A 15,942-nucleotide genomic window follows, 5' to 3' on the forward strand; every position below is an offset into this window, starting at 1 on the left:
CCGCGGCGGCCTGCTGGTGGGCGAGCCTGGCCGCCGGAGCGGTCCAGGCCTGCCGCGTCGTCGCCGGCTCCGGCGGAGCGACGCTCGCGGCCCCGTCGGCGCGACGGCTCCGCCTCGCCCTGTACAGCCTCACCGCAGGCAGCCTGCTGACCGGCTCGGTCGCCCTCTCCGCCGCCTTCGGCCGCCCCGAACCCGACCGCCCGGCCGTGGCGGCGGGGAGCGCACTCGTCCTGCTCGCCCTGACCCTCACCGCCACCCTGCGCGACCTGCGCGAGACCCCCGAGGCCTGAGGCCGGTCAGGAGGCGGCGACGGCCTCCTCGTCGGCGTCCTTCCCGGCGTCGTCGTTCTCCGTGGGGGCCTGCTCGGCGGGCTTGGCTTTCGCCCGCTGCTGTCGGTCCAGCCAGGCGGCCATCTCCGCGTAGGCGCGCTCGCGCGCGTCGAGGTCGGACAGGACGACGTCGTGGCGGGCGCCCGGGATCGGGACGACGGTGGTCTCGTGGCCGAGGCAGCCCGACCAGCGGGCGATCTGGTCCACGTCGAGGACGGTGTCGGCGCGGTTGGCCTGCTCGGACCAGGTGGCGGTCCAGTGGCTCCGGTCCGACCGCAGCACCAGCGACGGCACGCCGACGTCCAGGCCCCGGTGCAGTCGTGCGTGGCCGCGGCGGACCGCGTTCAGCCAGCCGTGCGTGACCGGGAAGCCGGTGAGCGGCTTCATCTCGGTGTCGAACTCCCACTCGCCGTTGCGCCCGGCGTACACCGAGTCGCCGTAGACGGTGCTCGGCGGCAGCTTCAGCGTGCCCATCGGAGCCACCCGGGCGAGCACCCGCAGCGCCTGCGTCATCGGCCCGCGCTGGATCGGCTTGCCCTGCAGATCGAACCACGGGCTGTTGAGGATCAGCCCGGCGACGGGGGCGACGCGTCCGGCCGCGCGGCGGCGGTCCAGCCACAGCGGCAGCACCAGGCCGCCGGTGGAGTGCGCCATCAGTACTACCGGCAGCTCCGGGTGCGCGGCGGCGACGATCGCCAGCGAGCGCTCCAACTCGGCGTCGTACAGCGCGAGGTCGGAGACGTAGTGCGCGGTCTGGCCCGGGCGGCGCGAGCGACCGCACTTGCGCAGGTCCAGCGCGTAGAAGGCGAGGCCGCGGGCGGCCGCGAAGTCGGCCAGCGCGGTCTGGAAGAAGTAGTCGGAGAAGCCGTGCACGTACAGCATCGCGCCGCGCACGTCCTCGTCGGCCCGTGGCTCGCGGCGCACCAGCACCGCGCTGACGGGGCCCTCGCCGTCCGGGTCGCCGCCCAGGTCGAGCGTGGTCTGGGCGTAGCCGTCGCCGAGGATGTCCGGCTGCCAGTCGGGTCCGTGCATGTATCTACCTCCGGGAAGTTGAAACCGGGTTCACTTTGGCCGACCGGCGGCCTTGAGGACAAGGCCCAGCAGCGTGGAGTAGCGGGCGGGGAACAGCCGCGCGACCAGATCGGGGACGCGGGCGCTCAGCGCGATCAGCAGCCGGGGCCGGCGCCGCTCCACGGCGGTGACGATCTCCGCGGCGGCCCGCTCCGGCGGGTAGGTGAGCAGCCGGTCGAACCCCGACCGTGCCGCGGCCTGCTCGGCGGCGGGCACGCTCGACGCGAACCGGCTGCTCTCGGCGATCCGGGTGCGGATGCCGCCCGGGTGCACCACCGTCACCCCGACCCGCCCCGCGAGCTCTCCGCGCAGCGCCTCGGTGAACCCGCGCACGGCGAACTTGCTGGTGGCGTAGGCGACCTGGCCCGGCGGCGCGATCAGGCCGAACAGGCTCGACAGGTTCACCAGGTGCGAGCCGGGGTTGGCCCGCAGCACCGGCAGCAGGGCCCGCGTCAGCGTCACCACGGCCCGGTAGTTGACCGCCATCAGCCAGTCGAACTCCTCCTCGCTGACCTGCTCGAAGGTCCCGCCGAGCGCCACGCCCGCGTTGTTGACCAGCAGCGTGGCGTCCGGGTGCGCGGTCGCGAGCGTCTCGCCGAGGGCGTGCGTGGCAGCGTCGTCGGAGAGGTCCACGACGTAGGTGGCGACCGGCCGCCCGGAGAGCTGGCCGACCGCCTTGGCCACCCGTCGCAGCCCCTCGGCGTCGCGGTCTACCAGCGCCAGCGCGCTGCCGCGCCGGGCGAGGGCGTGGGCGAGCTGCTCGCCGATGCCGCCGGCCGCGCCGGTCACCACGGCGGTGCCGCGGGTGAAGTCGAAGCGCTCCATCAGGCGGAGACCTCCTGGGCGGAGGAACCGGCGGCGGCGCGCTCGCCCGGGCTCGCGCTGAACCGCAGCTCCGGGTCGGTCACGGGGAGGTGCCGGAGCAGCTTCACGTCCCCGGCGTAGTTCATCGAGGTCAGCCAGGGGGCGCGGTCGCCCTGGCGGGGCAGCTTGTCGATGGCGCGCTGGATGTAGCCCGCGCCGAAGTCCAGCAGCGGCCGGGTGGGCATGGCCGGGTCGGCGAGCACGGGCACGGCGGTGTCGTAGCCGAGGGAGTCCATGTGGGCGAGCAGCCGGCAAAGGTGCTCGCAGAGCAGGCCGACCTTGAGCGTCCAGGAGGAGTTGGTGTAGCCGATGGAGTAGGAGAAGTTGGGCACGCCGGAGAGCATCATGCCCTTGTAGGCGACGGTGTCCGCGAGGCTCACCGGCCGGTCGTCGACGGTCAGTGAGATGCCGCCCATCGCCTGCACGTTCAGCCCGGTCGCGGTGACGACGACGTCCGCCTCCAGCTCGCGCCCGGACTCCAGCCGCACGCCGTTCTCGGTGAACGTCGCGATCCTGTCGGTCACCACCGACGCCCGGCCCTGCCGGATGGTGCGGAACAGGTCGCCGTCAGGGACGGCGCACAGCCGCTGGTCCCACGGGTCGTAGGGCGGGTTGAAGTGCTCGTCGACGGGATAGCCCTCGGGCAGCTGCTTGACGTTCACGCTCCGGATCAGGCGGCGCGCCGCCTTGGGGTACTTCTGGAACAGCCGCCAGACCACCTGCTGGCGGACGATGTTCTTGCGGCGCGTCAGCGCGTAGGCGCGGTCCTCGTCGAGGAGCCGGCGCAGCAGGTTGGCCACCTTGTCCTGGGCCGGCACCGGCATGACGTAGGTCGGCGTGCGCTGCAGCATGGTCACGTGCGCGGCGGTCTCCGCCAGCGCGGGGACGAGGGTGACGGCGGTCGCGCCGCTGCCGATGACGAGCACCCGCTTGCCGGTCGCGTCGAGGTCCTCGGGCCAGTGCTGCGGGTGCACGATGGTGCCCGAGAAGCGCTCACGCCCGGGGAAGTACGGGGTGTAGCCCTCGTCGTAGCGGTAGTAACCGGCGGCGGCGAAGAGCCAGTTGCAGGTCAGCCTGGTCCGCTCGCCGGTGTCGGTGCGCTCGGTCTTCACCGTCCAGCGGGCGTCGGCCGAGCTCCACGAGGCGCCGATCACGCGGGTGCGGTAGCGGATGTGCCGGTCGATGCCGTGCTCGGCGGCGGTTTCGCGCAGGTAGGCGAGGATCTTGTCGGCGCTCGCGATCGCGTCCTTGTCCCGCCAGGGCTTGAACTCGTACCCGAAGGTGTGCAGGTCCGAGTCGGAGCGGATGCCGGGGTAGCGGAACAGGTCCCAGGTGCCGCCGGACGCCTCGCGGGCCTCGAGGACGGCGTAGCTGCGACCGGGGTGCTCGCGCTGGAGGTAGTAGCCCGCGCCGATGCCGGAGATCCCCGCGCCCACGATCAGCACGTCGAAGGATGTCGCCGGCCGGTCCCCGGTCTCCTGTGTCGCGGTCTCGTCTGTCGCGGCCATGGCGCGGGCTCCCGTCGGCGTGATGCGGAACTTCCGATGGCGATCATCGTCGGCGATGCGCGTGGCCTCGGCTATGGGCAGGTTGCACCTGAAGCGCTTGGTTGTGCAGCAAAGTGCACCACCATGGCCGTAGGGTGGGCGCATGCTGTGGGAACCGCCCTCGGAGAGGGTACGCGAGCTCATCCGCCAGGGCGCGGAGCTTGCCGTGCGACCCCCGGAGGAGTGGCTGCGGGAGCTCGACGCGGCCACGCTGTCCGGCCCCCACAACAAGCAGCTCGCCGACGATCCCGCCCTGGCGGCCGCCACCCGCCGGGCCAACCGCTCGAACCTGCTGTTCTGGGCCGCCGCCAACGTCCAGGCCCCCGGGCACCGGGTGCCCGCGAACGTCGGGCCGCCGCAGCTGGAGATCGCCCGTGACCTGGTCCGACGCGGCCTCAACGAGACCGCCCTGGACGCCTACCGCTCCGGGCAGGCGGTGGCGGTGCGCCGCTGGACGGAGATCTGCTGCGGCCTCACCGCCGACCCCGCCGAGCTGCGCGAGCTGCTCGACGTCTCCTCCCGGTCCATCGCGGCGTTCGTCGACGACACCATCGCCGCCATCGCCGAGCAGATCGCGCGCGAGCGCGAGGAGCTCACCACCGGCAGCCATGCGGAGCGGCTGGAGACCGTAAGCCTGCTCCTCGACGGCGCCCCGATCCCGGCCGGCCGCGCCGAGCAGCGCCTCGGCTACCCGCTGGCGGGCGAGCACACCGCGGCCGTGGTCTGGAGCGACGGCCCCGAGGCCGACCTCGCGTCCCTGGACCGTGCCGCCGAGCTGGTCGCGCTCGCGGCGGGCGACCCGCGCCCCCTCACCGTCCTCGCCAGCGCGGCGACCCGCTGGGTGTGGGTTCACGGCCGCCCCGACGCGGAGCTGCTGCGCGGCGGCGCCGCAGCGCTCCCGGACGCGAACGTGCGGATCGCCGTCGGTTCGACCGCCGAGGGAATCGACGGCTTCCGGCGCGGCCATCTCGACGCCCTCGCCGTCCAGCGGATGCTCGCCCGGCTCGCCTCGCCCCACCAGATCGCCACCCACGAGGAGGTCGAGCTGGTCGCCCTGCTGACCGCGGACCCGAAGAACGCCGAACACTTCGTCCGGCGCGTTCTCGGCGCGCTGGAGACCGCCGAGACCGAGGTCACCGACGCCGTGCGCCTCTTCATCGCCGCCCAGTGCAACGCCTCGCACGCGGCCGCCCTGCTCTACGTCCACCGCAACACGCTGCTGCGCCGCCTCGCCCGCGCCGACCGGCTGCTGCCGCGCCCGCTCGCCGAGAACGTCGTCGAGGTGGCCGCCGCCCTCGAAGTCCTGCGCTGGCGGCCCTGACACGTCGGCCGCCGGTTGGAGTGGCGACCCCGTGCCGCATCGGTGAGGCTGGAGGCGCACGCGGCTCCGACGACGTGGGCTCCGACGACGTGAGGGACGACCCCGATGACCCAGACAGAGAGCCGGACCGTCCGGGACGTGATGACCGCGGACGTGGTGACCGTGACCAGCCGGACGCCGTTCAAGGAGCTGGCCCGGCTGATGGACGAGCATCGGATCAGCGCGCTCCCGGTGATCGACGGCGCCCGGCGCGTGCTCGGCATCGTCTCCGAGGCGGACCTGCTGCTCAAGCAGGCCGGCCGCCGCCAGAAGCTCGGCATACGCGACGCCGCCCTGCTCGACCCCGACCAGGCCGCCCGCCTTGCCGCGCTGGTCGCCGACGACCTGATGACCGCGCCCGCGGTCACCGTGGGCCCGGACGAGACCGTCGCCGGCGCGGCCCGGACCATGCTCCAGCGCGGCGTCAAGCGGCTCCCCGTCGTGGACCAGGAGCGCACGCTCCTCGGCATCGTCAGCCGCGCGGACGTGCTCAGGGTCTTCCTCGCCGACGACGCGGCCCTGGAACGCGAGGTCCGTGCGGCCCTGGCCCGCACGATCGGGGCGGAGGCCGCGGCCGACCTGACGGTAGCCCTCGCGGACGGCGTCGCCACCATCGGCGGCGTGCTCGGTGACTCCTCCCGGATCCCGGCCGTCGCGCTCGCCGTGAGCGGGGTCGACGGCATCGTGGACGTGACCTTCGCGCTGGAGGGCTGACAGGCTCCCCGAATCGGGGGACTTGACAAGAAGCCAGCCCGTACCTGTTACTATGGACCGCAGCGGAGTGAATCTCCTCCGCCCGGCTCCCGCTCCCGCGATTCTGACCGCGGTAGAGCAAGCAGAGCAGTAGTCACCTCGAAGCACCGCACCGCGCTTTCCGGTACCACGTTTCCGCTACCACGTTTCCGGTGCACGTTTTCGCATCGCGTGAGGACTTCCCGCGATGCGCAGGTCACGGGCGTCCACGCCCGGACCTCTCACGCCCTCAAGAAGTGGATCCCACCATGACCACCACACTCGAACCCATCACCACCACCACAGCCACCTCGGCAACCACACCGGACGTCGACCTCGACCTCGTCCAGGTCACCGGTGTGCTCGACCTCCGCGACGGCCACGCCCTGCTTCGCACCTCGGGCTACCAGCCCGGCCCCGACGACGTGTTCGTGTCGACGGCTCAGGTCCGCAGCCTCGGCCTGCGGCCCGGTGACACGGTCACCGGAATCACCCGCGCGAGCGACAACAAGGGCAAGGGCGACCGCCGTCTCTCCCTGAACCGCGTCGACGCCGTCAACGGCCTCGCCCCCGAGCGGGCCCGGAGGCGGCCCGTCTTCGGCGAGTTGACGCCGCTTCACCCCGAGGAGCAGCTACGACTGGAGACCGAACCCGGCGTGCTCGCCACCCGCGTCATCGACCTGGTGGCGCCGATCGGCAAGGGCCAGCGCGGCCTGATCGTCGCGCCGCCGAAGACCGGCAAGACGGTGGTCATGCAGACCATCGCCGCCGCCCTCGCCCGCAACCACCCGGAGGCCCACCTCATGGTCGTGCTCGTCGACGAGCGCCCGGAGGAGGTCACCGACATGGAGCGCTCGGTCAGGGGCGAGGTGCTCGCCTCCACCTTCGACCGGCCGGCCCGCGAGCACATCGCGCTCGCCGAGCTGGCCATCGAGCGCGCCAAGCGCCTCGTCGAGCTCGGCCAGGACGTCGTCGTGCTGCTCGACTCGATCACCCGCCTCGCCCGCGCCTACAACACCGCCGCCCCTGCTTCGGGACGCGTCCTCACCGGTGGCATCGACGCCGCCGCGCTGCACCTGCCGAAGAAGTTCTTCGGTGCCGCCCGCAACATCGAGGACGGCGGCTCGCTCACCATCATCGCCACGGCGCTCGTCGACACCGGCTCCCGGATGGACGACCTGATCTTCGAGGAGTTCAAGAGCACCGGCAACATGGAGCTGCGGCTCGACCGCAAGCTCGCCGACAAGCGCGCCTTCCCCGCCGTCGACGTGAAGGCCTCCGGCACCCGCCGCGAGGAACTGCTGCTCGGCCCCGAGCGCACCTCCGCCACCTGGACGCTGCGCCGCGTCCTTAGCGCGCTGGACACCCAGCAGGCGACCGAGCTGCTGCTCACCCAGCTGAAGCAGTCCCCGACCAACATGGACGTGCTCCACCGGATCGCCGCCGGACGAGCGGGCGCCTCCTGACCTGCGGCTCCGCCCCCACGGCCGGCCCCCGGCCCCGGCGCTCAGCCGCCCGTTCGATCAGTCGCCCAGCCGACGCTCCTGGAGCACGATCCACCGCGTGGGCACGAAGTAGGCCCACAGGCCCCAGACGGGCTGCGGGTGGCAGACGAAGCCGACCAGCTCGCCGTCCGCGACCATGAACCCGCGCCCCGGGCTCTTGCGCCGCCCGGCGCCCCGCAGCAGCAGGGTGTGGTGCCCGGCCTTGAGTTCCAGTTCCAGCCGCCCGCCGGCCTGGATCGTCGCGACCACCTCGGCGTCGAGTTCGATCTCCCACGGGCCGCGGTCCCACACCGCGTAGGGGAAGATGCGCTGCAGCCTCAAGGTCGCGGTCATGGCCACAAGTGTGCGGGTCCAACGCCCGGGTACGGCCGCGCCGCGCCGGTACGCTGAGTGAGCCTCAGCCCGCCCACCCCGCGGAACGGACCGGCCCATGGACCTCGCCTTCTCCGGCTGCGTGATCGAATGGCGCGGCCCCGCGCCCTACTTCTACGTCCCGGTCCCGCAGGAACAGTCCGCCGACATCCACGAGGTCGCAGCCCGAGCCAGCTACGGCTGGGGCGTCGTCCCCGTCTCGGCCCGCATCGGCGACACCGCCTTCACCACCTCCCTCTTCCCCAAGGACGGCGGCTACCTCCTCCCCCTCAAAGCGGCGGTCCGCCTTCCTCATGGCCTGACGCCGGGCGACGTCGTGGCCGTGGAGCTGACCGTCCGGCTGTAGCAGCGGGGTGTGCCGGGGTTCGGCACCGTACGCGTACCTCTTGGTACCTCTTGCTCGGCCAACAGATCGGACCGGCGGTCGGCGTCAGGCTCCTCCAGCCGGACGGCTCCGGGCAGCAAGGTCATCAGCAGCGAGGGATGGTCGCGATGGGCCGCGATCGCGGGTTTCGCGGGACAGCAGACCGTCCGCGTGACGGACGTAGAAGGGCTTCGTGAAGGACCGCAGCACCAGGTGCCGCCGGCCGGTCGGCCCGTCGACGCTCAACCTGCGCCGAGCCGCTCCCCGCCGGCGAGGTGCTTTTCCACCCACGATCGCGTCGCGCCCCAGTCTCCACGTGTGATCACGACGGAAGGCTAGCGGCGACGCACGCTACTTCGGCGGGAGGAGACTGAAGGAAGGCAGCAGCAAAGCGCCTGCGCGCGCAGTTGTTCAAATCTGAACAAGGGAGTACGCTTCGAGATTAGTTCAGATTTGAACCAGATCGTCGTGTGCGACCGACCGATGGGAACGAGGACAGTCATGACCACCGCCGCCTCGGAGAAGATGCCGGCCCTCTACCTGGGCCACGGCGCGCCGCCGCTCGCCGACGACGCCCTGTGGACGGGCCAGCTCGCGGCGTGGTCCGCGGAGCTGCCCAAGCCCAAGGCGGTGCTGATGATCTCCGCGCACTGGGAGGAGGCGCCGCTCGCCCTCGGCGCGACCACGACCGTGCCGCTGGTCTACGACTTCTGGGGCTTCCCGCAGCACTACTACGACGTCACCTACGCCGCCCCCGGCGCGCCCGAGCTGGCCGACTCCGTCCGCAAGCTGCTGCGCGGCGCGGGCAGCCCCGTGCAGGACATCCCCGACCGGGGCCTCGACCACGGGGCCTACGTCCCGCTGGTCGAGATGTACCCCGACGCCGACGTCCCCGTGCTCCAGGTGTCGATGCCCACTCTTGATCCTGCCGAGCTGATGCGGATCGGACGCAAGCTCGCGCCCCTGCGGGACGAGGGCGTCCTCATCGTGGGCAGCGGCTTCTTCACCCACAACCTGCGGGCCCTCACCCAGGACGGCAGCGTCCACTCGATCATGACGGAGTTCGACGACTGGGGCCGCCGCGCCCTGGAGGCCCAGGACATCGACGCCCTGCTCGACTTCGAGCACAAGGCGCCCGCCGGCCACCTCGCGCACCCGCGCACGGAGCACTTCGCGCCGCTCTTCGTCACCCTCGGCGCGGCCGAGGACGAACTCGGCTCCGGGCGCAGCGTCATCGACGGCTTCTGGATGGGCTTGTCCAAGCGCTCCCTCCAGTTCGGCTGAGCACGCCAGAACCGACGTGTCGGCGACATGCCGACCCTGTGTCAGCGGCCGTGACTGCGGCCCCCGTCCGCGAGGTGGTGGCGTGCGCGTGCGCGAGGAGCGAAGGTGCGAGGTGCACCCGTGCGAGGTGCGGGGGCCAGCGTGGGCCCGCCCTCGGGAACCGCGCCCGTCGTTCGCCCACCGCGCAATTCTTTCGCCCAGCGCAGAGCAGGGTTCCGCCGGTCCGGTCCGCCGCACAGACTGCTCGTCATGAAGCTTCTCGTGATCGGTGGATCGGTGTTCGTGGGGCGGGCGTTCGCCGAGGAGGGCGTGCGGCGCGGCTGGGAGGTGACGGTCTTCAACCGGGGCCGCAGCCAGAACGATCCGGACGGCGTCCGCTCACTGCGCGGCGACCGGACCGACGAGGCGGACCTCGCCGCGCTCGCGGCCGCCGGGCCCTACGACGCCGTGGTCGACGTCTGCGGCTACGTCCCCCTCGAGGTCGCCAAGTCCGCCGCCGCGCTCGCGGCGAGCGCGGACGCGTACCTGTTCGTGTCGACGATCAACGTCTACCCCGGCTTCCCCGCCGAACCAACCGACGAGCTCTCGCCCCGCCAGGGCGGCCGCGCCGACGCCGGTCCGGACGACGGCGACTACGGCTGGCTGAAGGACGGCTGCGAGAAGGCCGTCCGCGCGGCCTTCCCCGGACGCGTCGTCGTGCTGCAACCGGGCCTGATCGTCGGCCCGCACGACCGCGCCCGCCGCACCACCGCGTGGCTGCGCCGCGCCGCACAGGGAGGGCGGATGGCCGTCCCCGGCACGCCCGACCGTGCCCTGCGCCTCATCGACGTGCGCGACCTCGCCGCCTTCGGGCTGGACCTGCTGTCCGGCGCGCCGCGCGACGAGGTCGAGGACTACCTCGTCTCCGGCGCGCCGGACAACGGCACCTGGGGCGACTTCCTCGCCGCCTGCGTGGCCGCCACCGGCGGCAAGGCGGAACTCGCCTACATCGACGACCGGATCTTCGTCGACCACGAGGTGGAACCGTGGACCGAGCTCCCGCTCTGGCTCCCGGCCGACCGCGGGGACTGCGCAGCCGTGTGGGACGCGTCGAGCGCGAAGGCGCTGGCCGCGGGCGTGCGCTGCCGCCCGATCACGGACTCCGTCCGGGAGACGGCCGCGTGGCTCTTCGGCCCCGGCGGCGAGCAGGAGGCGTTCGAGGACTACCGTCAGTTCAGCGCCTGGACGCCGTTCCTGTCGGAGGAGAAGGAGCAGGCCATCCTGGCGGCCCACGACGCCCGCGACGGTCACGACGCCCGCGAGGGCTGAGGGGCGGTGGCCGACGACGCCCTCACGACGGCGGCGACTCGGAGCGGAGGTGCAACCGGAGGGGCTACACGGAGGGGAGACCGGCGTTCCCGCGGTTCAGCTCGTTCGCTATCGCCACGAAGGCCCGGCGCTCCGCGCGGGAGAGAGCGACCTGCTCGTCCGGGTCGAGGCCGATCCCGCTGACGCCGACGGCCCACGGGCGGAAGGCGGCGAGCCAGACGGCCCGTACGCCCATCAAGGTCCACAGGCCCGCGACTCCGAGCAGCGTGTACAGGGCGACTGCATGGAGTGGACTCAGCTGCTGGTGCATACCCTGGACCGTCCTCTCGGAGCCCGACACGAGCGGGACAACAGGCTCTTGCCCGCGCTTGCGGCCTAGTTAACACCCCGTTCCGGATCTTCGGAACCTCGGGGTCGGACCGGGCTGGAGCGCGGCTCGAGTCAGCTGTTGTCGACGGTCGGCGCCGACGCCGCGCCGGACGCCTGGTCGAGTGTCGCCCCGGGCGTCGTCCCGGGCGCCGACTCAGGCGCGGTCGCGGTCCAGCTGGCGAGCAGCCGCAGGGCCTCCGCCGAGGCAGAGCCCGGCTCGGCGGCGTAGGTGACGAGCATCTGGCCCGCGTCGGCGGGCAGCACCAGCGACTCGTTCACGAGCGTGAGCCGGCCGACTACCGGGTGGTGCAGCTCCTTCGTGCACGGGCCCGTGCCCCGCACGTCGTGGGCGGCCCACCACTGGCGGAACAGGGGGCTCTTGACCGACAGCTCGCCGATCAGCGCGGCCAGACGCGGGTCGTCGGGGGAGCGGCCGGCGTGCATCCGCAGGCCCGCCACCACGTCCCGGGCCTTGCCCTCCCAGTCGAGGTACAACTCGTGCGAGGCGGGGTCCATGAAGACGATCCACGCCATGTTCCGCTGCTCCGGCGGCCGCGAAGCGAAGTCGCCGAGCAGCGCGGCGGCCATCCGGTTCCAGGCCAGGATGTCGCAGCGGCGGCCCAGCACGTAGGCGGGGACGGAGTCCATCGCGTCCAGCAGGTGCTGCAACTGCGGGCGCACCCGCTCCGGGCGGACCGCCGTCGCCGACCGCCCGCGGCGCGGCGCGGGCTTGGCGAGGTGCTCCAGGTGCTCGCGCTCGGCGCGGTTCAGGCGCAGCGCGTCCGCGATGGCCTCCAGCACGGCCGCCGACACGTTGTGCGCGTTGCCCTGCTCCAGCCGCGTGTAGTACGCGACGCTGACCCCGGCCAGCTGCGCCAGCTCCTCGCGGCGCAGCCCCGGTACCCGGCGCCGCGCGCCGAAGTAGGGCAGGCCCACGTCCTCCGGTTGCAGGCGCGCCCGCCGGGTCCGCAGGAACTCGCTCAGCTCGGCGCGCGGGTCAAGGGGAGCGGGGGTGTCCTGCGGGGCGGCTGGGTCCGTCGGGGCGGTGTCGGGGCTCATGTCAGTCAAGTATGCGGGCGATCGTGCGTACCAGGGTGACCCTCCCAGTGGTAGGAACCGCAGGCATACGTTCACGGAGGGTCTGGCTGCGGCTTCGCCCACCCGGCAGCCTGTTCCTCATGACTACGAGCACGATCCCCGCGTTCGCCGCCCCGGCCGCCAAGGCCCCGCTGGAGCGCACCACCGTGCCGCGCCGCGAGCTCGGCCCGCACGACATCCTCATCGACATCGCCTACGCAGGTATCTGCCACTCGGACATCCACCAGGTCAACGAGGAGTGGGGTCCGGCCATCTTCCCGATGGTGCCCGGCCACGAGATCGCCGGAACCGTCGCCGCGGTCGGCTCCGCCGTCACCCGGCACCAGGTCGGCGACCGCGTCGGCGTCGGCTGCCTGGTCGACTCCTGTGGTGAGTGCGAGCAGTGCCAGGCGGGCTTCGAGCAGTTCTGCTCCGGCCCCGGCGGCGCCACCGGCACCTACAACGACACCGGCCGCGACGGCGAGCCCACCTACGGCGGCTACGCCAAGCAGGTCGTCGTCACCGAGCGCTTCGCGCTCAAGATCCCCGAGGGCATCCCGCTGGACACGGCCGCGCCACTGCTGTGCGCCGGCATCACCACCTACTCGCCGCTGGACCGCTTCGGCGCGGGCCCGGGCAAGAAGGTCGCCGTCGTCGGGCTCGGCGGCCTCGGCCACATGGCCGTCAAGATCGCCCACGCCAAGGGCGCCGAGGTGACGGTGCTGTCGCAGTCGCTGCGCAAGCGCGACGAGGGCCTGAAGCTGGGCGCCGACCACTACTACGCCACCGGCGACGCGACCACCTTCGAGAAGCTGGCCGGCTCCTTCGACCTGATCGTCAACACGGTCTCGGCGGAGATCGACCTCAACGCGTACCTGGCCCTGCTCAAGCCGAACGGCGCCCTGGTCCAGGTCGGCGCGCCGCCGGTCCCGGTGCCGGTCGCGGTCTTCTCCCTCATCGGCGGCAACAAGACCCTGGCCGGTTCGATGATCGGCGGAATCCCGCAGACGCAGGAGATGTTGGACTTCTGCGCGGAGCACGGCATCGGAGCGGAGGTCGAGGTGATCCGGGCGGACCAGATCAACGAGGCCTACACCCGCGTCCTCAACAGCGACGTGCGCTACCGCTTCGTGATCGACACCGCGACGATCTGACCTCTCCTCCTCTCCACCTTCCGCCTTCAGGAGCACAGTCCCGATGAGCCTGCTGTTCGAGCCCCTCGCCCTGCGTGACATCTCCGCGCCCAACCGGGTCTGGATGGCGCCGATGTGCCAGTATTCGGCACCGGCCGAGGGGCCCGACACCGGCGCACCGGGGGAGTGGCACTTCCAGCACCTCGCCTCCCGCGCGGCGGGCGGCACGGGTCTGGTCCTGACCGAGGCGACGGCGGTGGTCCCCGAGGGCCGCATCAGCCCGTGGGACCTGGGCATCTGGAACGACACCCAGGCCGCCGCCTTCCGGCGGATCACCGCCTTCCTGCGCGAGCTGGGCGCCGTCCCCGGCATCCAGCTCGCGCACGCGGGCCGCAAGGCGTCCTCGGCGCGTCCGTGGGACACCCCGGGCGGCTCGCTCCCCGCGGACCACCCGCTCGCCTGGCAGAGCGTCGCGCCGAGCGACGTGGCCTTCGGCGCGATGACCGCGCCGACCGAGCTGAGCGTCGATCAGATCGGCGAGACCGTGCGCCGCTTCGCGGAGGCGGCGGAGCGGGCGCTGGCAGCGGGGTTCCAGGTCGCGGAGATCCACGGCGCGCACGGCTACCTGGTGCACGAGTTCCTCTCGCCGTACTCGAACCACCGCACGGACGCCTACGGCGGCCCGATCGAGAACCGCATGCGCTTCGCGCTGGAGGTGACCGAGGCCGTCCGCGCGGTCTGGCCGGACGAACTGCCGCTGTTCTTCCGCGTCTCGGCCACCGACTGGATCGACGAGGGCGGCTGGACCGCGGACGACACGGTCCTGCTGGCCAAGGAGCTCCAGGCCCGCGGCGTGGACCTGCTCGACGTCTCCACCGGCGGCAACGTCCCGGACGCGCGCATCCCGGTGGAGCCGCACTACCAGGTCCCCTTCGCCACCCGGGTCCGCAGCGAGGCCGGGCTCGCGACGGCGGCCGTCGGCCTGATCACCGACCCTCACCAGGCCGAGCAGATCCTCGCCTCCGGCGAGGCCGACGCCGTCCTCCTGGGCCGCGAGCTCCTCCGCAACCCCTACTGGGCCCGCCACGCGGCCGCCGCCCTCGGCCACGCCCTCCCCAAGCTCGACCAGTACGCCCGCGCCTGATCCGCGCCTGACCCGAGGCGTCCGCCGCCTGCGGCCAAGCCGGTCGACGGCCTCCTGGCCGGCGAGTCCTGGCCTCGAAGGGGGCTGGGGTCGACCGAATGCCGCGGACCTGTTCGACAGGGTCAGCCCGCCGCGCGGCCGCTGCGGCGGGCTGCGTCGATGGCCTGCCGGACGTGGTCGCCCAGCTCGGTGAAGGTTTCCCACGCCAGAACGGATAAGGTCGTCGGCCCCCGCTGGAACGGATATGCCGGCCGGGATCCTCGGAATCCCCGGCATGAGGCCGGGCGTAGGACTGATCGGCATCGCATGCGGGTCCCCCGGGCGCGGGCCTCGCAGCTGCGAGGCGATCGCGGGAATCCGTGAAGAAATGCAGGAGGACACTCCGCGATTCCATCGCCCATGCCGTCTGAACTCCTCCTCCGAGGAATTTCGGTAGGGTGGCGGGTGAATCCAGAAAAGCACGTGGTGCTATTTTCCGCGAGGTCGTCCGTAATGACTTTGAGCATTCGCAACCAGATCCCCGGCACCGTCACCTCCGTCACCACCGGTGAGGCCATGGCGATCGTCAAGGCAAGGCTGCAGGGCGGCCAGGAGATCACCGCCGCGATCACCGTGGATGCGGTCAAGGAGCTGGGCCTGCACGAGGGCGGTGCTGTGCGCGCGGTCGTGAAGTCCACCGAGGTCTCCCTCGCCACCGGCCCGGTGTCCGGGCTCAGCATTCGCAACCAGATCCCCGGCACCGTCACGGACGTCGCGACCGGCAACGCCATGGCCGCCGTCAAGGTCTCCGTCCAGGGCGGGGAGCTCACCGCCGCCATCACCAAGGACGCCGTCACCGAGCTCGGCCTCGCCGTCGGCTCCTCGGTGGTCGCGCTGATCAAGTCGACGGAGGTCGCCCTGGCCACCGCCTGACCAGCGTCAACTGCGGGCGGCGGGAGGCCAGCAGGAGCTCACGGCCCGCGTCCGTCACAGGGGCGTGAGGATGTCCTGGTCCGCGCCGTCGAGGACGAAGCCGTTGTCCCATCGGACCCGGGCGGTCACCCCGCTGCCGCGTTCCCGGTACGCGGCCCACTCCGGCTCCAGCAGGGCGATCTGCGCCTCCAGTTGCTCTCGGCTCGCAGCCGGCATGGTGTGCCCGTAGTCGTCGAACAGCCCCTTGAGCCGCTGGTACTCCCGGACCTCCTCGTTCTCCGGGAGTTCCGTCACCCGCTCGACGGTGCCTTCGAGGCCCGCTCCCAGCGAGAGGAACCCGACGACGGCCCCGAGCTCACCGGCGACTGCCTCACCGATCCCCAGGTCCTCCGCCAGCCTGACGCGTCGGCCTTCCTCCAGGGTCATCCGTTCTCTGCCTCTCCCTCGATCGGCGCCACCGGCGCACCCGCTCTCCCCGCCCCGCACATTATCCGCCGCCACCACGACGGCCTGGGGTGCCCGGCACTCGCGTCGGGGGAGTTGTGTCCCGCCACAGCCAGGAGCGCGCTCA

The 15,942-nt window shown here is 72.5% G+C and carries 16 protein-coding genes and 1 pseudogene; 10 read left to right on the plus strand and 7 right to left on the minus strand.

Annotated features, from left to right (window positions below; all coding sequences use genetic code 11):
• Positions 1-290, plus strand: a 290-nt coding sequence (locus tag TR48_RS42935) for a hypothetical protein (protein ID WP_042364498.1), incomplete at its 5' end; no start/stop codon positions are given.
• Between the two features lie 6 nt (positions 291-296).
• Here TR48_RS42935 and TR48_RS04210 read toward each other — a convergent pair.
• From TR48_RS04210 to TR48_RS04220, 3 genes are read right to left on the minus strand one after another with little or no spacing between them, the layout of a single operon-like run.
• Entirely contained in the window at positions 297-1,361 is a 1,065-nt protein-coding gene (locus TR48_RS04210; RefSeq protein WP_084728770.1) for an alpha/beta hydrolase, read from the minus strand.
• 30 nt (positions 1,362-1,391) lie between these two features.
• On the minus strand, positions 1,392-2,225 hold the full coding sequence (locus TR48_RS04215) for an SDR family NAD(P)-dependent oxidoreductase (protein WP_042364499.1): 834 nt from the start codon (positions 2,223-2,225) through the stop codon (positions 1,392-1,394).
• Positions 2,225-3,772: a flavin-containing monooxygenase gene (locus TR48_RS04220; RefSeq protein WP_042364500.1), complete on the minus strand. Its 1,548-nt coding sequence runs from the start codon at positions 3,770-3,772 to the stop codon at positions 2,225-2,227. Before TR48_RS04220 ends, TR48_RS04215 begins: the two co-directional genes overlap by 1 nt.
• Before the next feature lie 142 nt (positions 3,773-3,914).
• On the opposite strand from TR48_RS04220, the gene TR48_RS04225 reads away from it, so the two are divergent.
• The 3 genes and pseudogenes from TR48_RS04225 to rho form a co-directional block, all read left to right on the plus strand.
• Entirely contained in the window at positions 3,915-5,132 is a 1,218-nt protein-coding gene (locus TR48_RS04225; protein WP_042364501.1) for a PucR family transcriptional regulator, read from the plus strand.
• Positions 5,133-5,237: 105 nt separating this feature from the next.
• Positions 5,238-5,885, plus strand: a complete 648-nt coding sequence (locus TR48_RS04230; protein ID WP_042364502.1) for a CBS domain-containing protein — start codon at positions 5,238-5,240, stop codon at positions 5,883-5,885.
• Positions 5,886-6,244: 359 nt separating this feature from the next.
• Positions 6,245-7,369, plus strand: a pseudogene (gene rho, locus TR48_RS04235) (transcription termination factor Rho); the annotation flags it as partial.
• A 57-nt stretch (positions 7,370-7,426) separates the two neighbouring features.
• On the opposite strand, the gene TR48_RS04240 reads toward rho, so the two are convergent.
• Positions 7,427-7,741: a hypothetical protein gene (locus TR48_RS04240; protein WP_152627788.1), complete on the minus strand. Its 315-nt coding sequence runs from the start codon at positions 7,739-7,741 to the stop codon at positions 7,427-7,429.
• A gap of 97 nt (positions 7,742-7,838) precedes the next feature.
• Between TR48_RS04240 and TR48_RS04245 the strand changes: the two genes are divergently transcribed.
• The 3 genes from TR48_RS04245 (at position 7,839) to TR48_RS04255 (ending at position 10,736) form a co-directional block, all read left to right on the plus strand.
• The gene (locus TR48_RS04245) at positions 7,839-8,126 is read left to right on the plus strand and encodes a DUF1905 domain-containing protein (protein WP_042364504.1); all 288 of its coding nucleotides are present in this window, start codon (positions 7,839-7,841) and stop codon (positions 8,124-8,126) included.
• A 519-nt stretch (positions 8,127-8,645) separates the two neighbouring features.
• A complete protein-coding gene (locus TR48_RS04250; RefSeq protein ID WP_042364505.1) occupies positions 8,646-9,428 on the plus strand; it encodes a dioxygenase family protein in 783 nt (260 codons plus the stop codon).
• Between the two features lie 249 nt (positions 9,429-9,677).
• The gene (locus tag TR48_RS04255) at positions 9,678-10,736 is read left to right on the plus strand and encodes an NAD-dependent epimerase/dehydratase family protein (protein WP_042364506.1); all 1,059 of its coding nucleotides are present in this window, start codon (positions 9,678-9,680) and stop codon (positions 10,734-10,736) included.
• A gap of 64 nt (positions 10,737-10,800) precedes the next feature.
• Here the strand turns inward: TR48_RS04255 and TR48_RS04260 are convergent, their stop codons facing one another.
• Together TR48_RS04260 and TR48_RS04265 are read right to left on the minus strand one after the other, a co-directional pair.
• Complete coding sequence (locus tag TR48_RS04260; RefSeq protein WP_042364507.1) at positions 10,801-11,046, minus strand: hypothetical protein; 246 nt, start codon at positions 11,044-11,046, stop codon at positions 10,801-10,803.
• 131 nt (positions 11,047-11,177) lie between these two features.
• Complete coding sequence (locus TR48_RS04265; RefSeq protein WP_042364508.1) at positions 11,178-12,164, minus strand: helix-turn-helix transcriptional regulator; 987 nt, start codon at positions 12,162-12,164, stop codon at positions 11,178-11,180.
• Between the two features lie 119 nt (positions 12,165-12,283).
• Here TR48_RS04265 and TR48_RS04270 point away from each other — a divergent pair, with 119 nt between their 5' ends.
• The 3 genes from TR48_RS04270 (at position 12,284) to TR48_RS04280 (ending at position 15,371) form a co-directional block, all read left to right on the plus strand.
• Positions 12,284-13,336, plus strand: a complete 1,053-nt coding sequence (locus TR48_RS04270; RefSeq protein WP_042364509.1) for an NAD(P)-dependent alcohol dehydrogenase — start codon at positions 12,284-12,286, stop codon at positions 13,334-13,336.
• Positions 13,337-13,379: 43 nt separating this feature from the next.
• Positions 13,380-14,459, plus strand: coding sequence for an NADH:flavin oxidoreductase/NADH oxidase (locus tag TR48_RS04275; protein ID WP_042364510.1), 1,080 nt, complete (start codon positions 13,380-13,382; stop codon positions 14,457-14,459).
• 492 nt (positions 14,460-14,951) lie between these two features.
• On the plus strand, positions 14,952-15,371 hold the full coding sequence (locus TR48_RS04280) for a TOBE domain-containing protein (protein ID WP_042364511.1): 420 nt from the start codon (positions 14,952-14,954) through the stop codon (positions 15,369-15,371).
• A gap of 54 nt (positions 15,372-15,425) precedes the next feature.
• On the opposite strand, the gene TR48_RS04285 is transcribed toward TR48_RS04280, so the two are convergent.
• Positions 15,426-15,797, minus strand: coding sequence for a hypothetical protein (locus tag TR48_RS04285; RefSeq protein ID WP_042364512.1), 372 nt, complete (start codon positions 15,795-15,797; stop codon positions 15,426-15,428).
• Between the last annotated feature and the right edge of the window lie 145 nt (positions 15,798-15,942).

The organism is Streptacidiphilus neutrinimicus (assembly GCF_000787815.1).
In the GTDB taxonomy this organism is placed as follows: Bacteria; Actinomycetota; Actinomycetes; order Streptomycetales; family Streptomycetaceae; genus Streptacidiphilus; species Streptacidiphilus neutrinimicus.

What these genes read in the sequence shown, in the direction of transcription:
- TR48_RS04280 (WP_042364511.1), top strand. Translation starts at nt 14,952, where the DNA reads ATGACTTTGAGCATTCGCAACCAGATCCCCGGCACCGTCACCTCCGTC.
- TR48_RS04240 (WP_152627788.1), bottom strand. Translation starts at nt 7,741, where the DNA reads ATGACCGCGACCTTGAGGCTGCAGCGCATCTTCCCCTACGCGGTGTGG.
- TR48_RS04210 (WP_084728770.1), bottom strand. Translation starts at nt 1,361, where the DNA reads ATGCACGGACCCGACTGGCAGCCGGACATCCTCGGCGACGGCTACGCC.
- TR48_RS04260 (WP_042364507.1), bottom strand. Translation starts at nt 11,046, where the DNA reads ATGCACCAGCAGCTGAGTCCACTCCATGCAGTCGCCCTGTACACGCTG.
- TR48_RS04225 (WP_042364501.1), top strand. Translation starts at nt 3,915, where the DNA reads ATGCTGTGGGAACCGCCCTCGGAGAGGGTACGCGAGCTCATCCGCCAG.
- TR48_RS04215 (WP_042364499.1), bottom strand. Translation starts at nt 2,225, where the DNA reads ATGGAGCGCTTCGACTTCACCCGCGGCACCGCCGTGGTGACCGGCGCG.
- TR48_RS04275 (WP_042364510.1), top strand. Translation starts at nt 13,380, where the DNA reads ATGAGCCTGCTGTTCGAGCCCCTCGCCCTGCGTGACATCTCCGCGCCC.
- TR48_RS04265 (WP_042364508.1), bottom strand. Translation starts at nt 12,164, where the DNA reads ATGAGCCCCGACACCGCCCCGACGGACCCAGCCGCCCCGCAGGACACC.
- TR48_RS04220 (WP_042364500.1), bottom strand. Translation starts at nt 3,772, where the DNA reads ATGGCCGCGACAGACGAGACCGCGACACAGGAGACCGGGGACCGGCCG.
- TR48_RS04285 (WP_042364512.1), bottom strand. Translation starts at nt 15,797, where the DNA reads ATGACCCTGGAGGAAGGCCGACGCGTCAGGCTGGCGGAGGACCTGGGG.
- TR48_RS04245 (WP_042364504.1), top strand. Translation starts at nt 7,839, where the DNA reads ATGGACCTCGCCTTCTCCGGCTGCGTGATCGAATGGCGCGGCCCCGCG.
- TR48_RS04250 (WP_042364505.1), top strand. Translation starts at nt 8,646, where the DNA reads ATGACCACCGCCGCCTCGGAGAAGATGCCGGCCCTCTACCTGGGCCAC.
- TR48_RS04230 (WP_042364502.1), top strand. Translation starts at nt 5,238, where the DNA reads ATGACCCAGACAGAGAGCCGGACCGTCCGGGACGTGATGACCGCGGAC.
- TR48_RS04270 (WP_042364509.1), top strand. Translation starts at nt 12,284, where the DNA reads ATGACTACGAGCACGATCCCCGCGTTCGCCGCCCCGGCCGCCAAGGCC.
- TR48_RS04255 (WP_042364506.1), top strand. Translation starts at nt 9,678, where the DNA reads ATGAAGCTTCTCGTGATCGGTGGATCGGTGTTCGTGGGGCGGGCGTTC.